Below are 13,982 nucleotides of genomic sequence, written 5' to 3' on the forward strand. Positions count from 1 at the left end.
AAAGCTTCCAAATTTACACTAAGGTCATGGAAGTTACAAAGGGAGATGAAGAAATGAAAGAACGAATTAATTTGATCGATGGATTAAGGGGCTTTAGTTTAATTGGAATTATTTTGGCGAATATGCTTATTTTTCAATATGGAATATGGGGAAAGGATGAATTGGACTTCTTTAACCCAACTAAAGTCGATCATATCAGTCATATATGGCTTAAATTATTTGTGGAAGGAAGCTTTATGCCGATTTTCATGTTCTTGTTTGGCTATTCATTAATCAAAATGAAAGAAAAGCTTGAAGCTAAGGGCAGTAGAGTGAAATGGCACCTCGCTCGTCGCTTCCTACTTTTGATTGTGTTTGGAATTCTCCATTCCATTTTCCTATGGGAAGGCGATATTTTATTCATATATGGCTTCAGTGGATTGTTAATGATGGTTTTTATCAATCGTCAAAAGAAAACTCTACTGATTTGGGCATCAGTACTGTTGATCCTTTCATCACTAATTGGCTTGGGGACCTTAGAAGAAACAGCTGAAGATCAAAAACGGATGAATGACTATTTGGAAAAAGCTAATATCGCTTATTCTAGTGGAGACTATGGAGAAGCCATGGAATTTCGAAATAGTGCAGAAGATCCACTTGGGCTTCCAGACTTCGTCTATCTATTGCTCACCATCGCCTCACCAATCATTATTGGCCCTATCTTCTTACTAGGACTCTTTGCTGCGAAAAGTGGTTGGTTTACCAATCCAGAGCAGGAACGAAGAAGGTATGTAGTTGGTTCTATTGCCTTAATTACCATAAGCTTACTATTGAAGAGTATGATGATTATTTTTCCTGATTCCTTCTTTTCTGGAGCTGCAGCACTAATCGGTTCACCTTTACTTTCAATCGGATACATCTTAGCCTTTGCCTTATTATACACAAGAGAATCTATTCCTCTTTTAAGGTTATTTGAAAACGTCGGTCGTCTATCAATGACAAATTATCTGCTTCAAACCCTAATCTGTACCACTATTTTCTACGGATACGGATTGGGCATGTTCGGTAACCTAGGTGTTCTAAATGGTGTATTCCTATCGATCCTGATCTATAGCCTCCAAGTCGTGATGAGTCATTATTATTTAAAGGTTTGGAAATCAGGACCATTTGAAAAGTTGATGAGAATAGGTACCTACTTATCATGGAGTGGAAAAGCGAAGGTACGGAAAATCAAAACGAACACAGTGAATGTCGAAGGAATGTAGAGATTGGAAGCAACAAGTAGTTACGTTAAATAATAAAGGGACGATTCTTGTCCCCTTTCATTTTTATTCCTTATTCAACACGATCTAGCATCCACACAAATGCGCGAATTGATGGTGAAAATAAAAGTAACGGTTCCGTATCAAAGTATGCCTCCGGTAAAAATGGCGTAAGCTTATTGATTTTAATTTCTGCCTCTGCTTGTTGGAGACTCCACGGTACATGATGAATGTCTCCCCTATACACACGCTTACCTTTCGTTGTCCATAAACAATAACGTGCGGTTAGCCAATCTTCAATACTTCCTTTTGAAGCAGTGAAGACAGGCGATGTTGGACGATACGCTACATGGTAGCTAGCACTAGGATACCCTCGGTGCGTGCGTACACTTTGATAATCAATTGTACCGTTGCTATCTATCATTTCCATCGTGGCATGTACATATGGTAAGGAAAATAAGGCTCGTGCAGCTGTTACCGCTAGCTTATGATTTGCATCAAGTGTAAAAAAATACACACCTGGCTTCCCATTAATGGTTACATAGGTCCGCACATTTAATTCAAGAAAGGAGTGAGCATAAGGAACCTTTGGTAATCCATGCATCCTCACTTGATTCATCTGAAATGGAACAAGTCCAATCCAGCCTGTTCCATCAAATGTGTCCGGTTCAAACTGAGGTGGTAAATGCTTTTTAAGCTCTTCAACCGGAATCGGCCAATGCATAAACAGCAATTGATCCCATGTTTGTGTCATCACCCATGGACTACTTGGCGCCGGAAATGGACGATGGTCTATTTCGTTTAGTTCCTGATACATCTTACTCACCCTCTATGAATCGAATTTTCTATTCAACCATACCATTCATTCATACATGATTACCATTCCACCATCAATCTATTTATAGTAGCAAAAAGGACCGTTCTGTACTTCCTTTATGGAAGCATAAGAACCGTCCGACGATCCAATTGGTTAGACACCCGCAAGCGTTTCACATAATGAAGCCATATATCCGCCTACCTTCTCTTGCGGACACTGAGTCCTCTATTTCACCGATTTCTGGTCATTTTGGACTTGGTGCGGACACTGAGTCCTTTATTACGAGCAATTACAGGGATAATGACTCGTTTTTAAGCAAATAGAGGACTCGTGGTCCACTTTGTCGGCATATACACCGATTCTACTAGAAATAGAGGACTGAGGGTCCTCCTAGATTCCCTTGCGGACACTGAGTCCTCTATTTCACCGATTTCTGGTCATTTTGGACTTGGTGCGGACACTGAGTCCTTTATTACGAGCAATTACAGGGATAATGACTCGTTTTTAAGCAAATAGAGGACTCGTGGTCCACTTTGTCGGCATATACACCGATTCTACTAGAAATAGAGGACTGAGGGTCCTCCTTGATTCCCTTGCGGACACTGAGTCCTTTATCTCACTGGACTCGAACCGTCCCTTTTTAGTTTAGTAGATTTCAGGTTCATCATAGGTTACATACGTCCCTGCGATAAAATCATGAATAGACCGTTTATCTTCTCTTAGGCCTACCATAAAAGCACTGACAATCACTCCGATACCGAGCGTAATCCCATATACGATTCCGGCTACTACATTTCGAAGAAGCATCGTTCCAATCCCTACTTTTCCCCCATCTACCCGTGCAATTCGGATTCCTACTGCTCGTTTTCCAATCGTGTATCCATACCACAAAATTGGTAGCAATAAATAATATAAGAAATCAATCATATTTGTTAGAAAAGTGGCTTCTGTAACGAATTCCTGATAGACTGCCAGATTCAACAATACAGTCACAATAAACAGAAGTATACCATCAAGGATAGATGCCCCAAATCTTACCCAAAAACCAGCTGGGTTACTTTCCATATTCAGCCTCCTCCCTCGTGCAAAAAAAGCAACTCTATTCATACTATTCTATAGTTCTCTTTTTCTTTCCCCATTTTTTACATAATGCACTGGGAAGAAACTTACTTATACTTAAAAAAGTGAAACCAGTAGTATTTTTATTCGTATAAGAATATAGAGAACTATTGAGGTATTGATTCAATGAGTGAAGTACTTTTGGTCTCTATTTAGTCTTACTATAAATTCCTTTCTATTAATACAAAGCAAACACTTTTTGGAGGTATATAATGAGCGGTAAAGAACAGGATAAAAAGTTATTTTATGGAATGTCCTTAGGTGTTGCTTTAGGCGCAGCATTTGGCATACTTCTTGATAACCTTGCACTAGGTCTCGGTTGTGGTATTGCTATAGGTGCTGGAATTGGTTCAATCCGGAACAGTAGGAAGAGATAGTTTGATATAGTAAGAGAATGATATGATTTGAAGGAGATACTATGAAAAAGACATTTGAAGTTACGTATGAAGGGCATCATATTCTTGTTGAGAATACTTGGTTTCATGGTGAAAGATTGTTTGTAAATGGTGAGCTGCAGGATGAAACACTAGGTTTTGCTGGCAGAGTTACATTAACCGGGGTCCTAAAGGATCAAAAAGGAACGAGAGAAATTAAGGCTCATCTCGGTGGGAATTTATCTATACATTGTAGAATATTCATTGACCATCAATTGGTTTTTCCTAGATAGGTTTTTGGCAACTACTTTTACCTTATTTTATATGGCAAAAGCAATAGGGAAGGTTCTTACGTTACCTTTATGAAAGTGTGAGAGCCTTCCCTCTGCTTTCTTTACTTTAAGAATACAACAAAGTCTGTGCAATCCCCACAAAGTATTCGGACTCACGAATGATATGGTCAATAACTACCTTGGCTGTAGTGTTGTTTTTGATGGGTTCACTGTTATCTTTTAAATACTGACAAAACTGGATAAATTGCATACTTTCATCTAACAAGTATTGAACTAGCTTCAGTACTTGTTGATATAAGTTTGGAGATAGAGTTTGACCAGAGCGAATGACTGTTTCAATCCATCGCACAACAGTTTGATGAGTATGCGACAGAACTTTCTCCCACTCTTTTAACCCCTCCACATACTCTGCTTCTAATTCTTTTACAAGTTCACGTATGACTACCGTATGTTCTTCTTCTTGATGCTTCCAAAATTCTGCCTCATCTAAAATCCGTAATGGCATCTGGTTTCCATAATAAAACTGCATATGACCACCCCCGTATTATTCCTTAAATAAGTATGGGAGTACGTACAAACTTAGAACACGTATTATTAGCAGCAAAAACACCCACATCATTATAAAGTGGGTGCATATCTCCTCTTAATATAATTTATGAATTAACCGATTGTTGATTTCCGATAAAGGCTGGTTCAAATAGTTATGGACCATATACTTCAATTCATGCATGTTTAACTTCACTAATTCAGTTTCTTTATTGGTCTCAAGTGTGTATCTCATTAGCTTATAGGAATGTGTTTCTGATGTTTCCACTAAATAATCTAAATATTTCCCATCACCACTTGGAATAATCGATACAATATTTTGATACTCAGATGATATACTCGGTTGAACTTGACCGTCTTCAAAAATGGTCACATATTCTTGACCAGCTTCACCAGCCACTACATAAAACAGCTTATGAAAAGTATCGTACACAGGTGTTGAAGCTTGATCTTCTAGCTTTGATATTTCATTTGTTTGATGATTCATAACATACGTGGAGATTTCTTGATCTCCTCCTAAAATTTCTAGGAAGCCTAATGAACTTTCTTTTGAACCAACTAATCGATTTATATAAGGTTGATCGTCTAATTCTAACTCGAATTTCTTGTCAAAAGAGTTAATTTGAATTTTTTTATCTTGAATATTTAAGGTTACAGATTCATTCTCACCAAGCTGCATTTCCATGCTATGATTGCCACTCATGGATGTTGCCTGATACACATCATGGGCCCACGTATTAGCTACATATTCTTCAAATAATTGATCAATACTCTTAAAATCTATTTTCACCTCAGCTACTTCCTTTATGCCGCTCTCATTTATATGCGTAATGGTACGAACATTCCAGTTTGAATCGCTATACTCAATGGTGTAAAGATAGGCTCCCCTCTCATCCTCCCAAAAAAGATAAGCTGGGGATTTTCTCGTATCTTGAATAGGTGCTTTAACAAACAGGTTAGGTAAATTATCCGTTGCACCTAGGATATCTTGCAACTCTCGAAACGCAGTGGTTCCTGGTAAATTATAAGCAGGGTGATAGTTTTCTAGTGAGAGATTAAATAGATTCTCCATCTTACTAATTGTTTCTTGTTCCTTTTGTTCTATTAAGGCTAGCTCCTCATCTGACAAATCACTTGATCCTGTTTTTAAAGTTGAAGCTGACTCTTCTCCTTGTAAGGACAGTGCATTCTTCAGTGAAGTTTCAGAGCTATACATCAAAAATGCAACAGTTAATACAGCAATGGTTGCGGTAGCAGGAACAATAGAACGATAGAAACGTGTGAAGAATTTAGGTCTTCGTACTTTATTATGTAGCCATCTTCTCATTTCCTCCTGATCCTGAACGGATAAAGAAATTGAGTTTAATTCTTGAAAATTCTCCTCAAAAGGCTTGCTCACTTTCTTTGAACTCATACCCTATGCCCTCCTTTGAAATCTCAGCCTTTAAGGCCTGTAATCCTCTTACTAAATTAGACTTTACCTTTGCTTCAGAGCATCCTAATATTTCACTTGTTTCTCTCGTTGAAAACTCTTTAATCTTTCGTAAGATAATAACCTCTTGATGGTTTTTCTTCAGACGTGAAAGTGCTAGATACAAAACCTTTGTATCCTCTTTTAGGTTTAGTAATTCATCCGGTAATAAATAGTCAGGAGTTTCACCCGTTACAACTCTGAATTTCAGAAGGTCAACTCTTTTCTTCTTTCGCAAATAATCATTTATGGTATTACGAGTGATTGAGTACAACCATGTTTTATACTGAGCTAATCCATTAAATGAGTGTAATCCCCGGTACGCCTTGTAATAAGTATCTTGAATAATATCCTTTGCTTCTTCTTTATTACCTGTTCGTAGTAAGGCATACCGATACAATTGTTCACTAAATTGCTCATATAACTCATTAATAAGCTGTTCATTTTCTGAAGATTTCACTGTTTCACCTCCATTTTCTACATCATTAGACGATACTACTAAAAAAAACGATTCGATTTTTTTCTTTTATAAATTAGTTTAATATGGCTTCTGTAATCCACTGCCACAATTATTAGAAACGATTGAAATTTATTCTTAGTAGGTAATTCTGTTAGCACTGGTACTCTTGACTTATGTAACCATCCTTATTTCACATGCACCTTCTATTGTATATTTGCTAGGTAAAACTGGCATGTAAAATTATTGTTAAAATAAATGGACTCTCCAAAAATAAACTGGGGGATCTATTTGTTTTTTAAGAAGAGAATACTTTTACTTTTTTCACCTACTAGTCACCTCCATCATAGTTGTTGCCCGCCCTTTCTTTTTAACGAGCCAATACTCTAATTATCTTGAAACCAATAGTAAACATAATCGTATCTATATAAGGACTTTCTTATTGAGGGCTCAAGACATGTTTGAACAGCACAATGAAATATACCTAAAAAAAGAGACACTTTATAATAGTCAGGGGAAAAGATACTCAATATCTTCTAATAGAAAAGTAATTGGTACCATAGAGGAAACCTCTACTTCCAAAAATATCGGAAACTACTTTTTAAAATTACTTACTCTTTTCAGTGCGGTGAGTTTAGAACTGAGATTATTAGATCACAAGGATAATAAATTAGGTACGATTACGAAAGAAAAAGGTTTTAATAAAGACTTCCTTCTCTATTCAGAGAAAGGTGAGCATGTAGCAACCATTAAACCCTCAGTAAAAATAAAATCACCAGCTTTTACTGTTTATGATGAAAACGGAAATAACATCATAAAAGTAATTGGGAGGTATGGTGCAACTGATTTTTCAGTGATTGATTGTAGAACAGAAAAACAAATCTCCACGGTCAAAAGACGTTCTTTAGTGTATACCACAATTAAAGAAAACTTACTAAATGATGACGGTTACTACATTGATAACAGTGCTCAAGAGAGTTTAACTACTTTTTCATTACTAGCCATAGGCATCATGTCAGATCTGTATTTTTTTCAAAATTAAATTTAACTCTAATATTTTGAGGTGAAGTGATCGTATGTGGAACATATCCAAACAAGCTAAAGAAACATTTTTAAAGCATAATCTCTTGCCGATCCCTGAAACCGACCAAGAATGGGAGATTCTATTAAGAGAAGCAGAAGAAGAAGGCGAAGATCTCATTTCACGTTTAAAGGAAGAACTTAATGAAGTAAAAGGAGAATTGTTACACGTCTTGCCTAATCGGTTTATCCCCTATTTAGAAAATGGGACATTAACTGGACCGACACTACCTAGAACAGTAAGGGATGATTATTTACAGTGGATGAGAGTGGCAGACAAGGAATTCGAACAAATTTTAGATGCTGCTTATAAACGGACACAACAGACTCTTCCTTTTTTACCAACTGCTGTTCAAGAAGTCTTTACGCAAAGCCTTCATGATTCAACAATTGAAAGAATTATTCGGGACGGGGATACCCTTCATCTTTACGTGAATACGGATGGTGGATTTTCTTCAAAGTCGCTGATTCACTTTATTTTTAAAGGAGTTACTTCTGAGGAAACGGATGAACCCATCCAAGTCGGCCAATGGTTCATCTATGATGAGTTGCAGAAAACGGAAAATGGATTTGCTTTCCGTGTTTTATTCGAATGTCCGGAAAGCCAATGGACGATTTCCATGAAGGAACTAGATGCCCAGTATTTTTACCATCCAAAGGAATATACGGGATTGAAAGATGAGGAGAAACTTGAAGATACGTCCTTGGTTGATTATTTTTCCATGTTAAACCCAGAGCATCGCTATTGGTTGATTACTCCTCATGTTGAGAGTGTCATACCATCACTATCTGATAGCCTCGTTTTAGAAAATGGAACGATTGAGATTGGAAATAGTGAAATGGTAGTTATAGTAGGAAGTAAACGGTATACATATGACTTGAGCGAGTACAATCCTATTCAGTTTATCTACACCGACATCTATGAAGATCCTTATGCACAGTTTAATGAACCTGTCCCAGCTGAAGAACTAGAAGAAGCAGCATTTAGTGATGAATTAGAATGGCAAGTACGTGCATGGAACACGATGTATTCCAATCCTAAAGAACTGGCGGACATTATTAATACAGTATTATTGAAAGTGAACGTTACGGAAGAAAATGAAATGATGATTAGTGTTTATACTAGTCATTTTTATAAAGAAGGGATTTTAAAAAAAGAAGTGATTGAGAAACATCAGGCTTTACTTGGATGATGGATCTCTCTTGAGATTGAAACTAATCCATTGTAAATCAGTGTTTACACTAAAAGGAGACTACTCATGGAAACTGATAATAAACAAATGCTAAAACCCTTTCTCTCCCTAATTCTATCTACAAAAATACCAAAGCTTGCCCTCACTTTAGGGCTAATCGGAAGCCTTATTACAACGATTGTTGGTCTTACGATTCCCCTTTTAACAAGAGAGTTGGTCGATGGATTTTCAATTGAAGCATTGAACCTATATCTGATTGGGGCAATCGTCATTGTGTTTATTTTACAAACTGTTATAGATGGTGCCTCGACCTATGCGCTTGCTTATGTTGGTCAGAATATTGTCGCCAGATTACGAGAGCAAATGTGGTATAAACTTATTCGTCTTCCTGTGACCTATTATGATAAAAGTAAAAGCGGAGAATCTGTAAGTCGTGTTGTTAATGATACAGGGGTTGTGAAAGACTTAATTTCACAGCATTTCCCTCAATTTATTAGCGGAGTTATTTCCATTATCGGGGCAGTAATTATCCTGTTTATTATGGATTGGAAAATGACCTTATTAATGTTTATTGCCGTTCCCTTTACCGCTTTATTTATGGTTCCTCTTGGAAGCAAAATGGGAAAAATCTCCCGCAGTCTACAGGATGAAACGGCAAAATTTAGTGGGAGCGTCCAACAAACCCTAAGTGAGATTCGCCTTATGAAAGCTTCAAATGCTGAAGTGACAGAAGAACAGAAAGGTATGGCAGGCATTAATAAGCTGTTTTTTTACGGCCTAAAAGAGGGACGCATTTTTGCCTTCATTGCGCCGCTAATGTATTTGGTAGTCATGGTCGTAATTGTAATCATTATTGGTTATGGTGGAATTCGTGTTACGGAAGGAACAATGACAACTGGTTCTCTCGTTGCCTTTTTACTTTATTTATTTCAAATTGTCTTTCCCATCACATCCTTTGCCATGTTCTTTACCCAGTTACAAAAAGCAAGAGGTGCGACAGAAAGGATTATTGATATCCTTGCTTTAGATGTAGAGGCAGGACAAGTCGGAAAGGAGATGGATATTTCCAATCAACCGATTAAAGTAGAACATGTTTCCTTTTCCTATAATGATGACGAACCAATCATACAGGATGTCTCGTTTGAGGTCCTTCCTGGTAGAATGGTTGCCTTTGCTGGGCCGAGTGGTGGTGGTAAGACCACTATGTTTGCCCTACTTGAGCGCTTTTACGAGCCCACTCAAGGTAGCATTTTGATTGGAAATATCCCCGTTACAGAGTTATCAATGCATTCGTGGAGAAAGCAAATTGGCTATGTCTCACAGGATAGTCCGATGATGGTTGGAACGATACGTGAGAACCTGTGCTACGGTTTAGAAGATCAAACAGATCTTGCCGATGAAAGGTTATGGGAAGTTGCCAAAATGGCTTATGCGGATCAGTTTATACAAGAGTTTCCAGAAGGTCTCGATACTGAAGTTGGAGAACGTGGCGTCAAGCTCTCTGGTGGCCAACGACAACGAATTGCGATTGCTAGAGCATTCTTGAGAGACCCAAAAATCTTAATGATGGATGAAGCAACCGCAAGCCTTGATACCCAGTCTGAAGGTATTGTTCAACAAGCATTAGCACGACTCATGGAAGACCGCACCACCTTTGTTATCGCTCACCGGTTATCAACGATTGTCCATGCCGATCAAATCATCTTTATTGAAAAAGGACGAGTAACTGGAACTGGTACACATGATGAACTCGTCCAGAACCATGATCTTTACCGTGAATATGCTGAACATCAATTGACATAACCATCCGGTAATGACTACATGAAACGAGTACTCAAAAAATTGAAGGATAGAAAACAAATGAAGAAAGTTCTTTTACTTACTGAGAAGCATGGGAACCTATTCTTTGTTTTCTTTTGATTTTTGACACATTTTCTAACTCGTGAGGTAGAAAATCCTTTACTAAGTACAACTTCCTATTTAATAATAAAGGCAGTGTTAACCTTTGTTCTTTGCAATTACATTATTTTCTTATAAAACTATCGTTTTAAATTTGCTACAATAAGGCTATATATACAACAATAGACTCATTCATAGAGAAGGGTAGGTACAAATGCTCCATTATAAAGTACATGAAATAACTGATTTTCATGAGTGGGTCGTCTTCATTCATGGCGCAGGTGGAAGCTCATCCGTTTGGTATAAGCAAGTAAAGGAGTTTAAAAAGCATTTTAATGTCTTGTTAATAGATCTAAGGGGACATGGTAAGTCTAGAAACCCCATCATGCTCAATAAAACATACTCATTTGACAATGTCAGCCAAGATATCATTGAAGTGCTAGACTATTTAAATATTATGCAAGCTCATTTCGTAGGGATATCATTAGGAACTATTCTGATTAGAAATATTGCTGAAATGGAACCTAACAGAGTAAAATCAATGGTCTTAGGTGGAGCAGTAATTCGCTTAAATACCCGTGTGAAAACGCTAATATGGCTTGGTAATATTTCAAAAAGGCTCATTCCTTATATGTGGTTATATAAATTCTTTGCTTGGTGCTTAATGCCTAAAAAGAGACACCAGGAGTCTCGAATACTATTTGTTAATCAGGCTAAAAAACTATGCCAAAAAGAATTTATTAAATGGTTTAAATTAACGAATGATGTTGCACCTCTGCTCGTTCACTTTGAAGAAAATAAAGTTGATACTCCAACTCTATATGTAATGGGACAAGAGGACTATATGTTTCTATATCCTGTAGAGCAAGTTGTGAAAAGGAGCAATGCAGCACAATTAGAAGTTATAGAAGATAGTGGTCATGTATGTAATGTGGATCAGCCAGAAAAATTCAATCAAGTTTCGATTCAGTTTTTAAAGGGATTATGTACAAGACAAATTCAGTTAATAAATGGGACCGTTCCGTTAGCTAATAATTAAGGAATTGAAGAGGTGTTCTTCTCCATATTTGATCCCTAAGATACAACCCGACGGTTCTCTTGTTTTACCCCTACACTTTTTACCATTTGAAATTATATCAAGTTTAAGGTACTATAAATAACAAGCTGCATTGTTCGTAGTTATAAAAAAGTTTTAACCTTTAAGCTATAATAGGGAGTTTTACCTGATACAGGAATGACAAGCCTTTGTCTATACGACTTGGAGGACATGCAGGAATGTATCTACGAACACCCACTTTGAGGAGTGGTGGTTTAAAACTTTTTTATAGTTAATTACGGCAACAGCGGCCTTACATATTAAAACACAAACAGCTCCCGTCAAAGGAAGCTGTTTTTTTATTACTTTCTATTAGATTGAACGAATCGCCTCTTGTATTTGCCTTTTACCACCAATCACTTGAAATTCCTTTCCAATCGTACCCTCATTTTCTAATGATGCCAAAATAACTTGCGCAACATCCTCTCTAGGAATTCCACCTATTTCGATATTGTCTCCAATTTCTATTTGACCGGTTCCTTTTTCATTCGTCAAGGCTCCAGGGTGGATGATGGTATAATCCAAGTCTGTCCGTCGCAACCAATCATCCGCATAATATTTTGCAGCTATATAAGGGACTAAGGATGGTGGACCTGCTTGAATCGCTTCTCTTCGCGTATCAAACGAGCTGATCATGATGAAACGCTTCACCCCTGCCACTTTTGCTGCTTCAATCGTTTTAACTGCACCATCTAAATCGACTAGGATGGTTTTGTCACTTCCTGTATGAGGTCCAGATCCTGCTGTAAATACGACAGCATCTACTTCTTTTGCTGCTTCTGCAATCGTATTAATATCTTTTTCTAAATCAACTGTAACGGTTTGGGCCCCAAGCTTCTCAAAGAACGAGGCTTGCTCCTGGTTACGAATCATCGCTTTAGCTTCCATATCCTCACGATTTTGAATAAATGTGACTAAATGTTTTCCGATTTGGCCATTTGCCCCTACAACTAAAATTTTCATATTCCTCCGCCCTTTCATCTGCTTATTTTTCTCGACCCTTAAACTAGCTAACAGTGCCACTATAACATGTGAGTGATCTATTTTCGACTCTAAGGCTGTATATGAAAAATAAGCATATCATTTCCTTCTGCTTTGAAATGTTGTTATAACTATAGTTGTTAAACAAACATAAACTTGAGTTCAATTGCCAACTATACCATGGTAAGAATCATAAGGAGGAAACGTACACAATGACAACAAATAATGAATTACTGTCTTCCTATACTCTCCCTAATGGAGTCGAATTAAAAAATAGACTAGTGATGGCACCAATGACGAATTTCTCATCAAATCCAGATGGAACGGTTACTGAGGCAGAGGTCTCTTACTATGCTCGTCGTTCTAAAGGGGTAAGTATGGTCATTACGGCTTGTATTTATGTTACACCGAACGGAAAAGGATTCCACGGTGAATTTGGTGGAGACCGTGATGAAATGATTCCTAGTATGAAACAGTTGGCTGATGCTATTAAAGGGCAAGGTGCCAAAGCAATTCTTCAAATCTTCCATGGTGGTAGAATGTGTCCACCTGAGTTGGTTCCAAATGGAGAAATCGTTAGTGCAAGTGATGTACCAGCTGAAAGAGGTGGGGTCTCTACAGAGGAGCCACAGGTGAAACCAAAGGCTTTATCTGAGGCGGAAATACAAGAGATTGTAAAAGCTTTCGGAGAAACAACTCGACGTGCAATTGAAGCAGGATATGACGGGGTTGAACTCCACGGAGCAAATGGCTATTTAATTCAACAGTTTTTCTCTCCTCATTCCAATCGTCGTGAAGATCAATATGGAGGCAGTGTGGAAAAACGAATGACTTTCCCTCTTGCTATTTTGGAGGAAGTCCAAAGAGTCGTAAAAGATCATGCCACCTCACCATTTATTGTCGGATATCGTTTCTCACCAGAAGAACCAGAAACTCCTGGTATTACAATGGGAGATACTCTCAAGCTTGTCGATTTATTAGCAGATAAGGGTTTAGATTATTTACATGTCTCCTTACAAGATTTCCACTCAACAGCTAGAAAGGGCGTTGACGATTTAGATAAAAAGCGAATTGACTATTTACTAGAGACGATCAATAACCGAGTTCCACTTATTGGTGTTGGCTCTATTTACTCGGCTGAGGATGCCCGTAAAGCGTTTGAATCAGGAGTTCCTATACTTGCTCTAGGTAGAGAGTTAATTATTGACCCTGATTGGGTACAGAAATTTGCTGAAGGAAAAGAAGCTGAGATTGTCACAAAGCTGGATAAAACAAAACAAGAAGAATTAGTCATTCCAGATCCACTATGGAATGCGATCATCCACACTCCAGGGTGGTTCCCAGGCGTTTAAGTAGCTTTTACATATAAGGAAGTCATTTTATTCGCAGAGTTTAGAAATTCTAGCTATAGTTAT

14 protein-coding genes and 1 other RNA gene are annotated in these 13,982 nt (G+C 37.6%); 9 read left to right on the plus strand and 6 right to left on the minus strand.

Annotated features, from left to right (window positions below):
* Positions 1-53: 53 nt before the first annotated feature.
* Complete coding sequence (locus M1D60_RS20420) at positions 54-1,244, plus strand: DUF418 domain-containing protein (protein ID WP_456276655.1); 1,191 nt, start codon at positions 54-56, stop codon at positions 1,242-1,244.
* 70 nt (positions 1,245-1,314) lie between these two features.
* Here the strand turns inward: M1D60_RS20420 and M1D60_RS20425 are convergent, their stop codons facing one another.
* Positions 1,315-2,058 (minus strand): YqjF family protein, encoded by a 744-nt coding sequence (locus M1D60_RS20425; protein WP_456276656.1) that lies wholly within the window; start codon positions 2,056-2,058, stop codon positions 1,315-1,317.
* Between the two features lie 645 nt (positions 2,059-2,703).
* Positions 2,704-3,123 (minus strand): RDD family protein, encoded by a 420-nt coding sequence (locus tag M1D60_RS20430; RefSeq protein WP_456276657.1) that lies wholly within the window; start codon positions 3,121-3,123, stop codon positions 2,704-2,706.
* Positions 3,124-3,389: 266 nt separating this feature from the next.
* Between M1D60_RS20430 and M1D60_RS20435 the strand changes: the two genes are divergently transcribed.
* Entirely contained in the window at positions 3,390-3,554 is a 165-nt protein-coding gene (locus tag M1D60_RS20435; RefSeq protein ID WP_456276658.1) for a hypothetical protein, read from the plus strand.
* Between the two features lie 41 nt (positions 3,555-3,595).
* A complete protein-coding gene (locus tag M1D60_RS20440; RefSeq protein ID WP_456276659.1) occupies positions 3,596-3,844 on the plus strand; it encodes a hypothetical protein in 249 nt (82 codons plus the stop codon).
* A gap of 106 nt (positions 3,845-3,950) precedes the next feature.
* On the opposite strand, the gene M1D60_RS20445 is transcribed toward M1D60_RS20440, so the two are convergent.
* The 3 genes from M1D60_RS20445 to M1D60_RS20455 all read right to left on the minus strand — a co-directional run bounded on the left by M1D60_RS20445 (position 3,951) and on the right by M1D60_RS20455 (position 6,321).
* Positions 3,951-4,373, minus strand: coding sequence for a DUF2935 domain-containing protein (locus M1D60_RS20445; RefSeq protein ID WP_456276660.1), 423 nt, complete (start codon positions 4,371-4,373; stop codon positions 3,951-3,953).
* 114 nt (positions 4,374-4,487) lie between these two features.
* On the minus strand, positions 4,488-5,804 hold the full coding sequence (locus tag M1D60_RS20450; protein WP_456276661.1) for a hypothetical protein: 1,317 nt from the start codon (positions 5,802-5,804) through the stop codon (positions 4,488-4,490).
* Positions 5,773-6,321: an RNA polymerase sigma factor gene (locus M1D60_RS20455; protein WP_456276662.1), complete on the minus strand. Its 549-nt coding sequence runs from the start codon at positions 6,319-6,321 to the stop codon at positions 5,773-5,775. Before M1D60_RS20455 ends, M1D60_RS20450 begins: the two co-directional genes overlap by 32 nt.
* A gap of 454 nt (positions 6,322-6,775) precedes the next feature.
* On the opposite strand from M1D60_RS20455, the gene M1D60_RS20460 reads away from it, so the two are divergent.
* The 5 genes from M1D60_RS20460 to ssrS all read left to right on the plus strand — a co-directional run bounded on the left by M1D60_RS20460 (position 6,776) and on the right by ssrS (position 11,844).
* A complete protein-coding gene (locus M1D60_RS20460; protein WP_456276663.1) occupies positions 6,776-7,360 on the plus strand; it encodes a hypothetical protein in 585 nt (194 codons plus the stop codon).
* A 34-nt stretch (positions 7,361-7,394) separates the two neighbouring features.
* The gene (locus M1D60_RS20465) at positions 7,395-8,591 is read left to right on the plus strand and encodes a DUF4085 family protein (protein WP_456276664.1); all 1,197 of its coding nucleotides are present in this window, start codon (positions 7,395-7,397) and stop codon (positions 8,589-8,591) included.
* A gap of 66 nt (positions 8,592-8,657) precedes the next feature.
* Positions 8,658-10,394, plus strand: a complete 1,737-nt coding sequence (locus M1D60_RS20470; protein WP_456276665.1) for an ABC transporter ATP-binding protein — start codon at positions 8,658-8,660, stop codon at positions 10,392-10,394.
* A 310-nt stretch (positions 10,395-10,704) separates the two neighbouring features.
* Positions 10,705-11,529, plus strand: coding sequence for an alpha/beta fold hydrolase (locus M1D60_RS20475; RefSeq protein WP_456276666.1), 825 nt, complete (start codon positions 10,705-10,707; stop codon positions 11,527-11,529).
* A gap of 119 nt (positions 11,530-11,648) precedes the next feature.
* Positions 11,649-11,844: non-coding RNA, 6S RNA (gene ssrS, locus M1D60_RS20480), on the plus strand.
* A 54-nt stretch (positions 11,845-11,898) separates the two neighbouring features.
* Here ssrS and M1D60_RS20485 read toward each other — a convergent pair.
* Positions 11,899-12,549 (minus strand): SDR family oxidoreductase, encoded by a 651-nt coding sequence (locus M1D60_RS20485; RefSeq protein ID WP_456276667.1) that lies wholly within the window; start codon positions 12,547-12,549, stop codon positions 11,899-11,901.
* 230 nt (positions 12,550-12,779) lie between these two features.
* On the opposite strand from M1D60_RS20485, the gene M1D60_RS20490 reads away from it, so the two are divergent.
* On the plus strand, positions 12,780-13,919 hold the full coding sequence (locus M1D60_RS20490; protein WP_456276668.1) for an NADH-dependent flavin oxidoreductase: 1,140 nt from the start codon (positions 12,780-12,782) through the stop codon (positions 13,917-13,919).
* Positions 13,920-13,982 lie beyond the last annotated feature (63 nt).

The sequence above is a fragment of the Bacillus sp. AK128 genome (assembly GCF_053903075.1).

Bases quoted from the DNA above. Each gene is read 5' to 3' on its own strand.
- M1D60_RS20420 (WP_456276655.1), top strand. From the start codon at position 54: ATGAAAGAACGAATTAATTTGATCGATGGATTAAGGGGCTTTAGTTTA.
- M1D60_RS20425 (WP_456276656.1), bottom strand. From the start codon at position 2,058: ATGTATCAGGAACTAAACGAAATAGACCATCGTCCATTTCCGGCGCCA.
- M1D60_RS20430 (WP_456276657.1), bottom strand. From the start codon at position 3,123: ATGGAAAGTAACCCAGCTGGTTTTTGGGTAAGATTTGGGGCATCTATC.
- M1D60_RS20435 (WP_456276658.1), top strand. From the start codon at position 3,390: ATGAGCGGTAAAGAACAGGATAAAAAGTTATTTTATGGAATGTCCTTA.
- M1D60_RS20440 (WP_456276659.1), top strand. From the start codon at position 3,596: ATGAAAAAGACATTTGAAGTTACGTATGAAGGGCATCATATTCTTGTT.
- M1D60_RS20445 (WP_456276660.1), bottom strand. From the start codon at position 4,373: ATGCAGTTTTATTATGGAAACCAGATGCCATTACGGATTTTAGATGAG.
- M1D60_RS20450 (WP_456276661.1), bottom strand. From the start codon at position 5,804: ATGAGTTCAAAGAAAGTGAGCAAGCCTTTTGAGGAGAATTTTCAAGAA.
- M1D60_RS20460 (WP_456276663.1), top strand. From the start codon at position 6,776: ATGTTTGAACAGCACAATGAAATATACCTAAAAAAAGAGACACTTTAT.
- M1D60_RS20465 (WP_456276664.1), top strand. From the start codon at position 7,395: ATGTGGAACATATCCAAACAAGCTAAAGAAACATTTTTAAAGCATAAT.
- M1D60_RS20470 (WP_456276665.1), top strand. From the start codon at position 8,658: ATGGAAACTGATAATAAACAAATGCTAAAACCCTTTCTCTCCCTAATT.
- M1D60_RS20475 (WP_456276666.1), top strand. From the start codon at position 10,705: ATGCTCCATTATAAAGTACATGAAATAACTGATTTTCATGAGTGGGTC.
- M1D60_RS20485 (WP_456276667.1), bottom strand. From the start codon at position 12,549: ATGAAAATTTTAGTTGTAGGGGCAAATGGCCAAATCGGAAAACATTTA.
- M1D60_RS20490 (WP_456276668.1), top strand. From the start codon at position 12,780: ATGACAACAAATAATGAATTACTGTCTTCCTATACTCTCCCTAATGGA.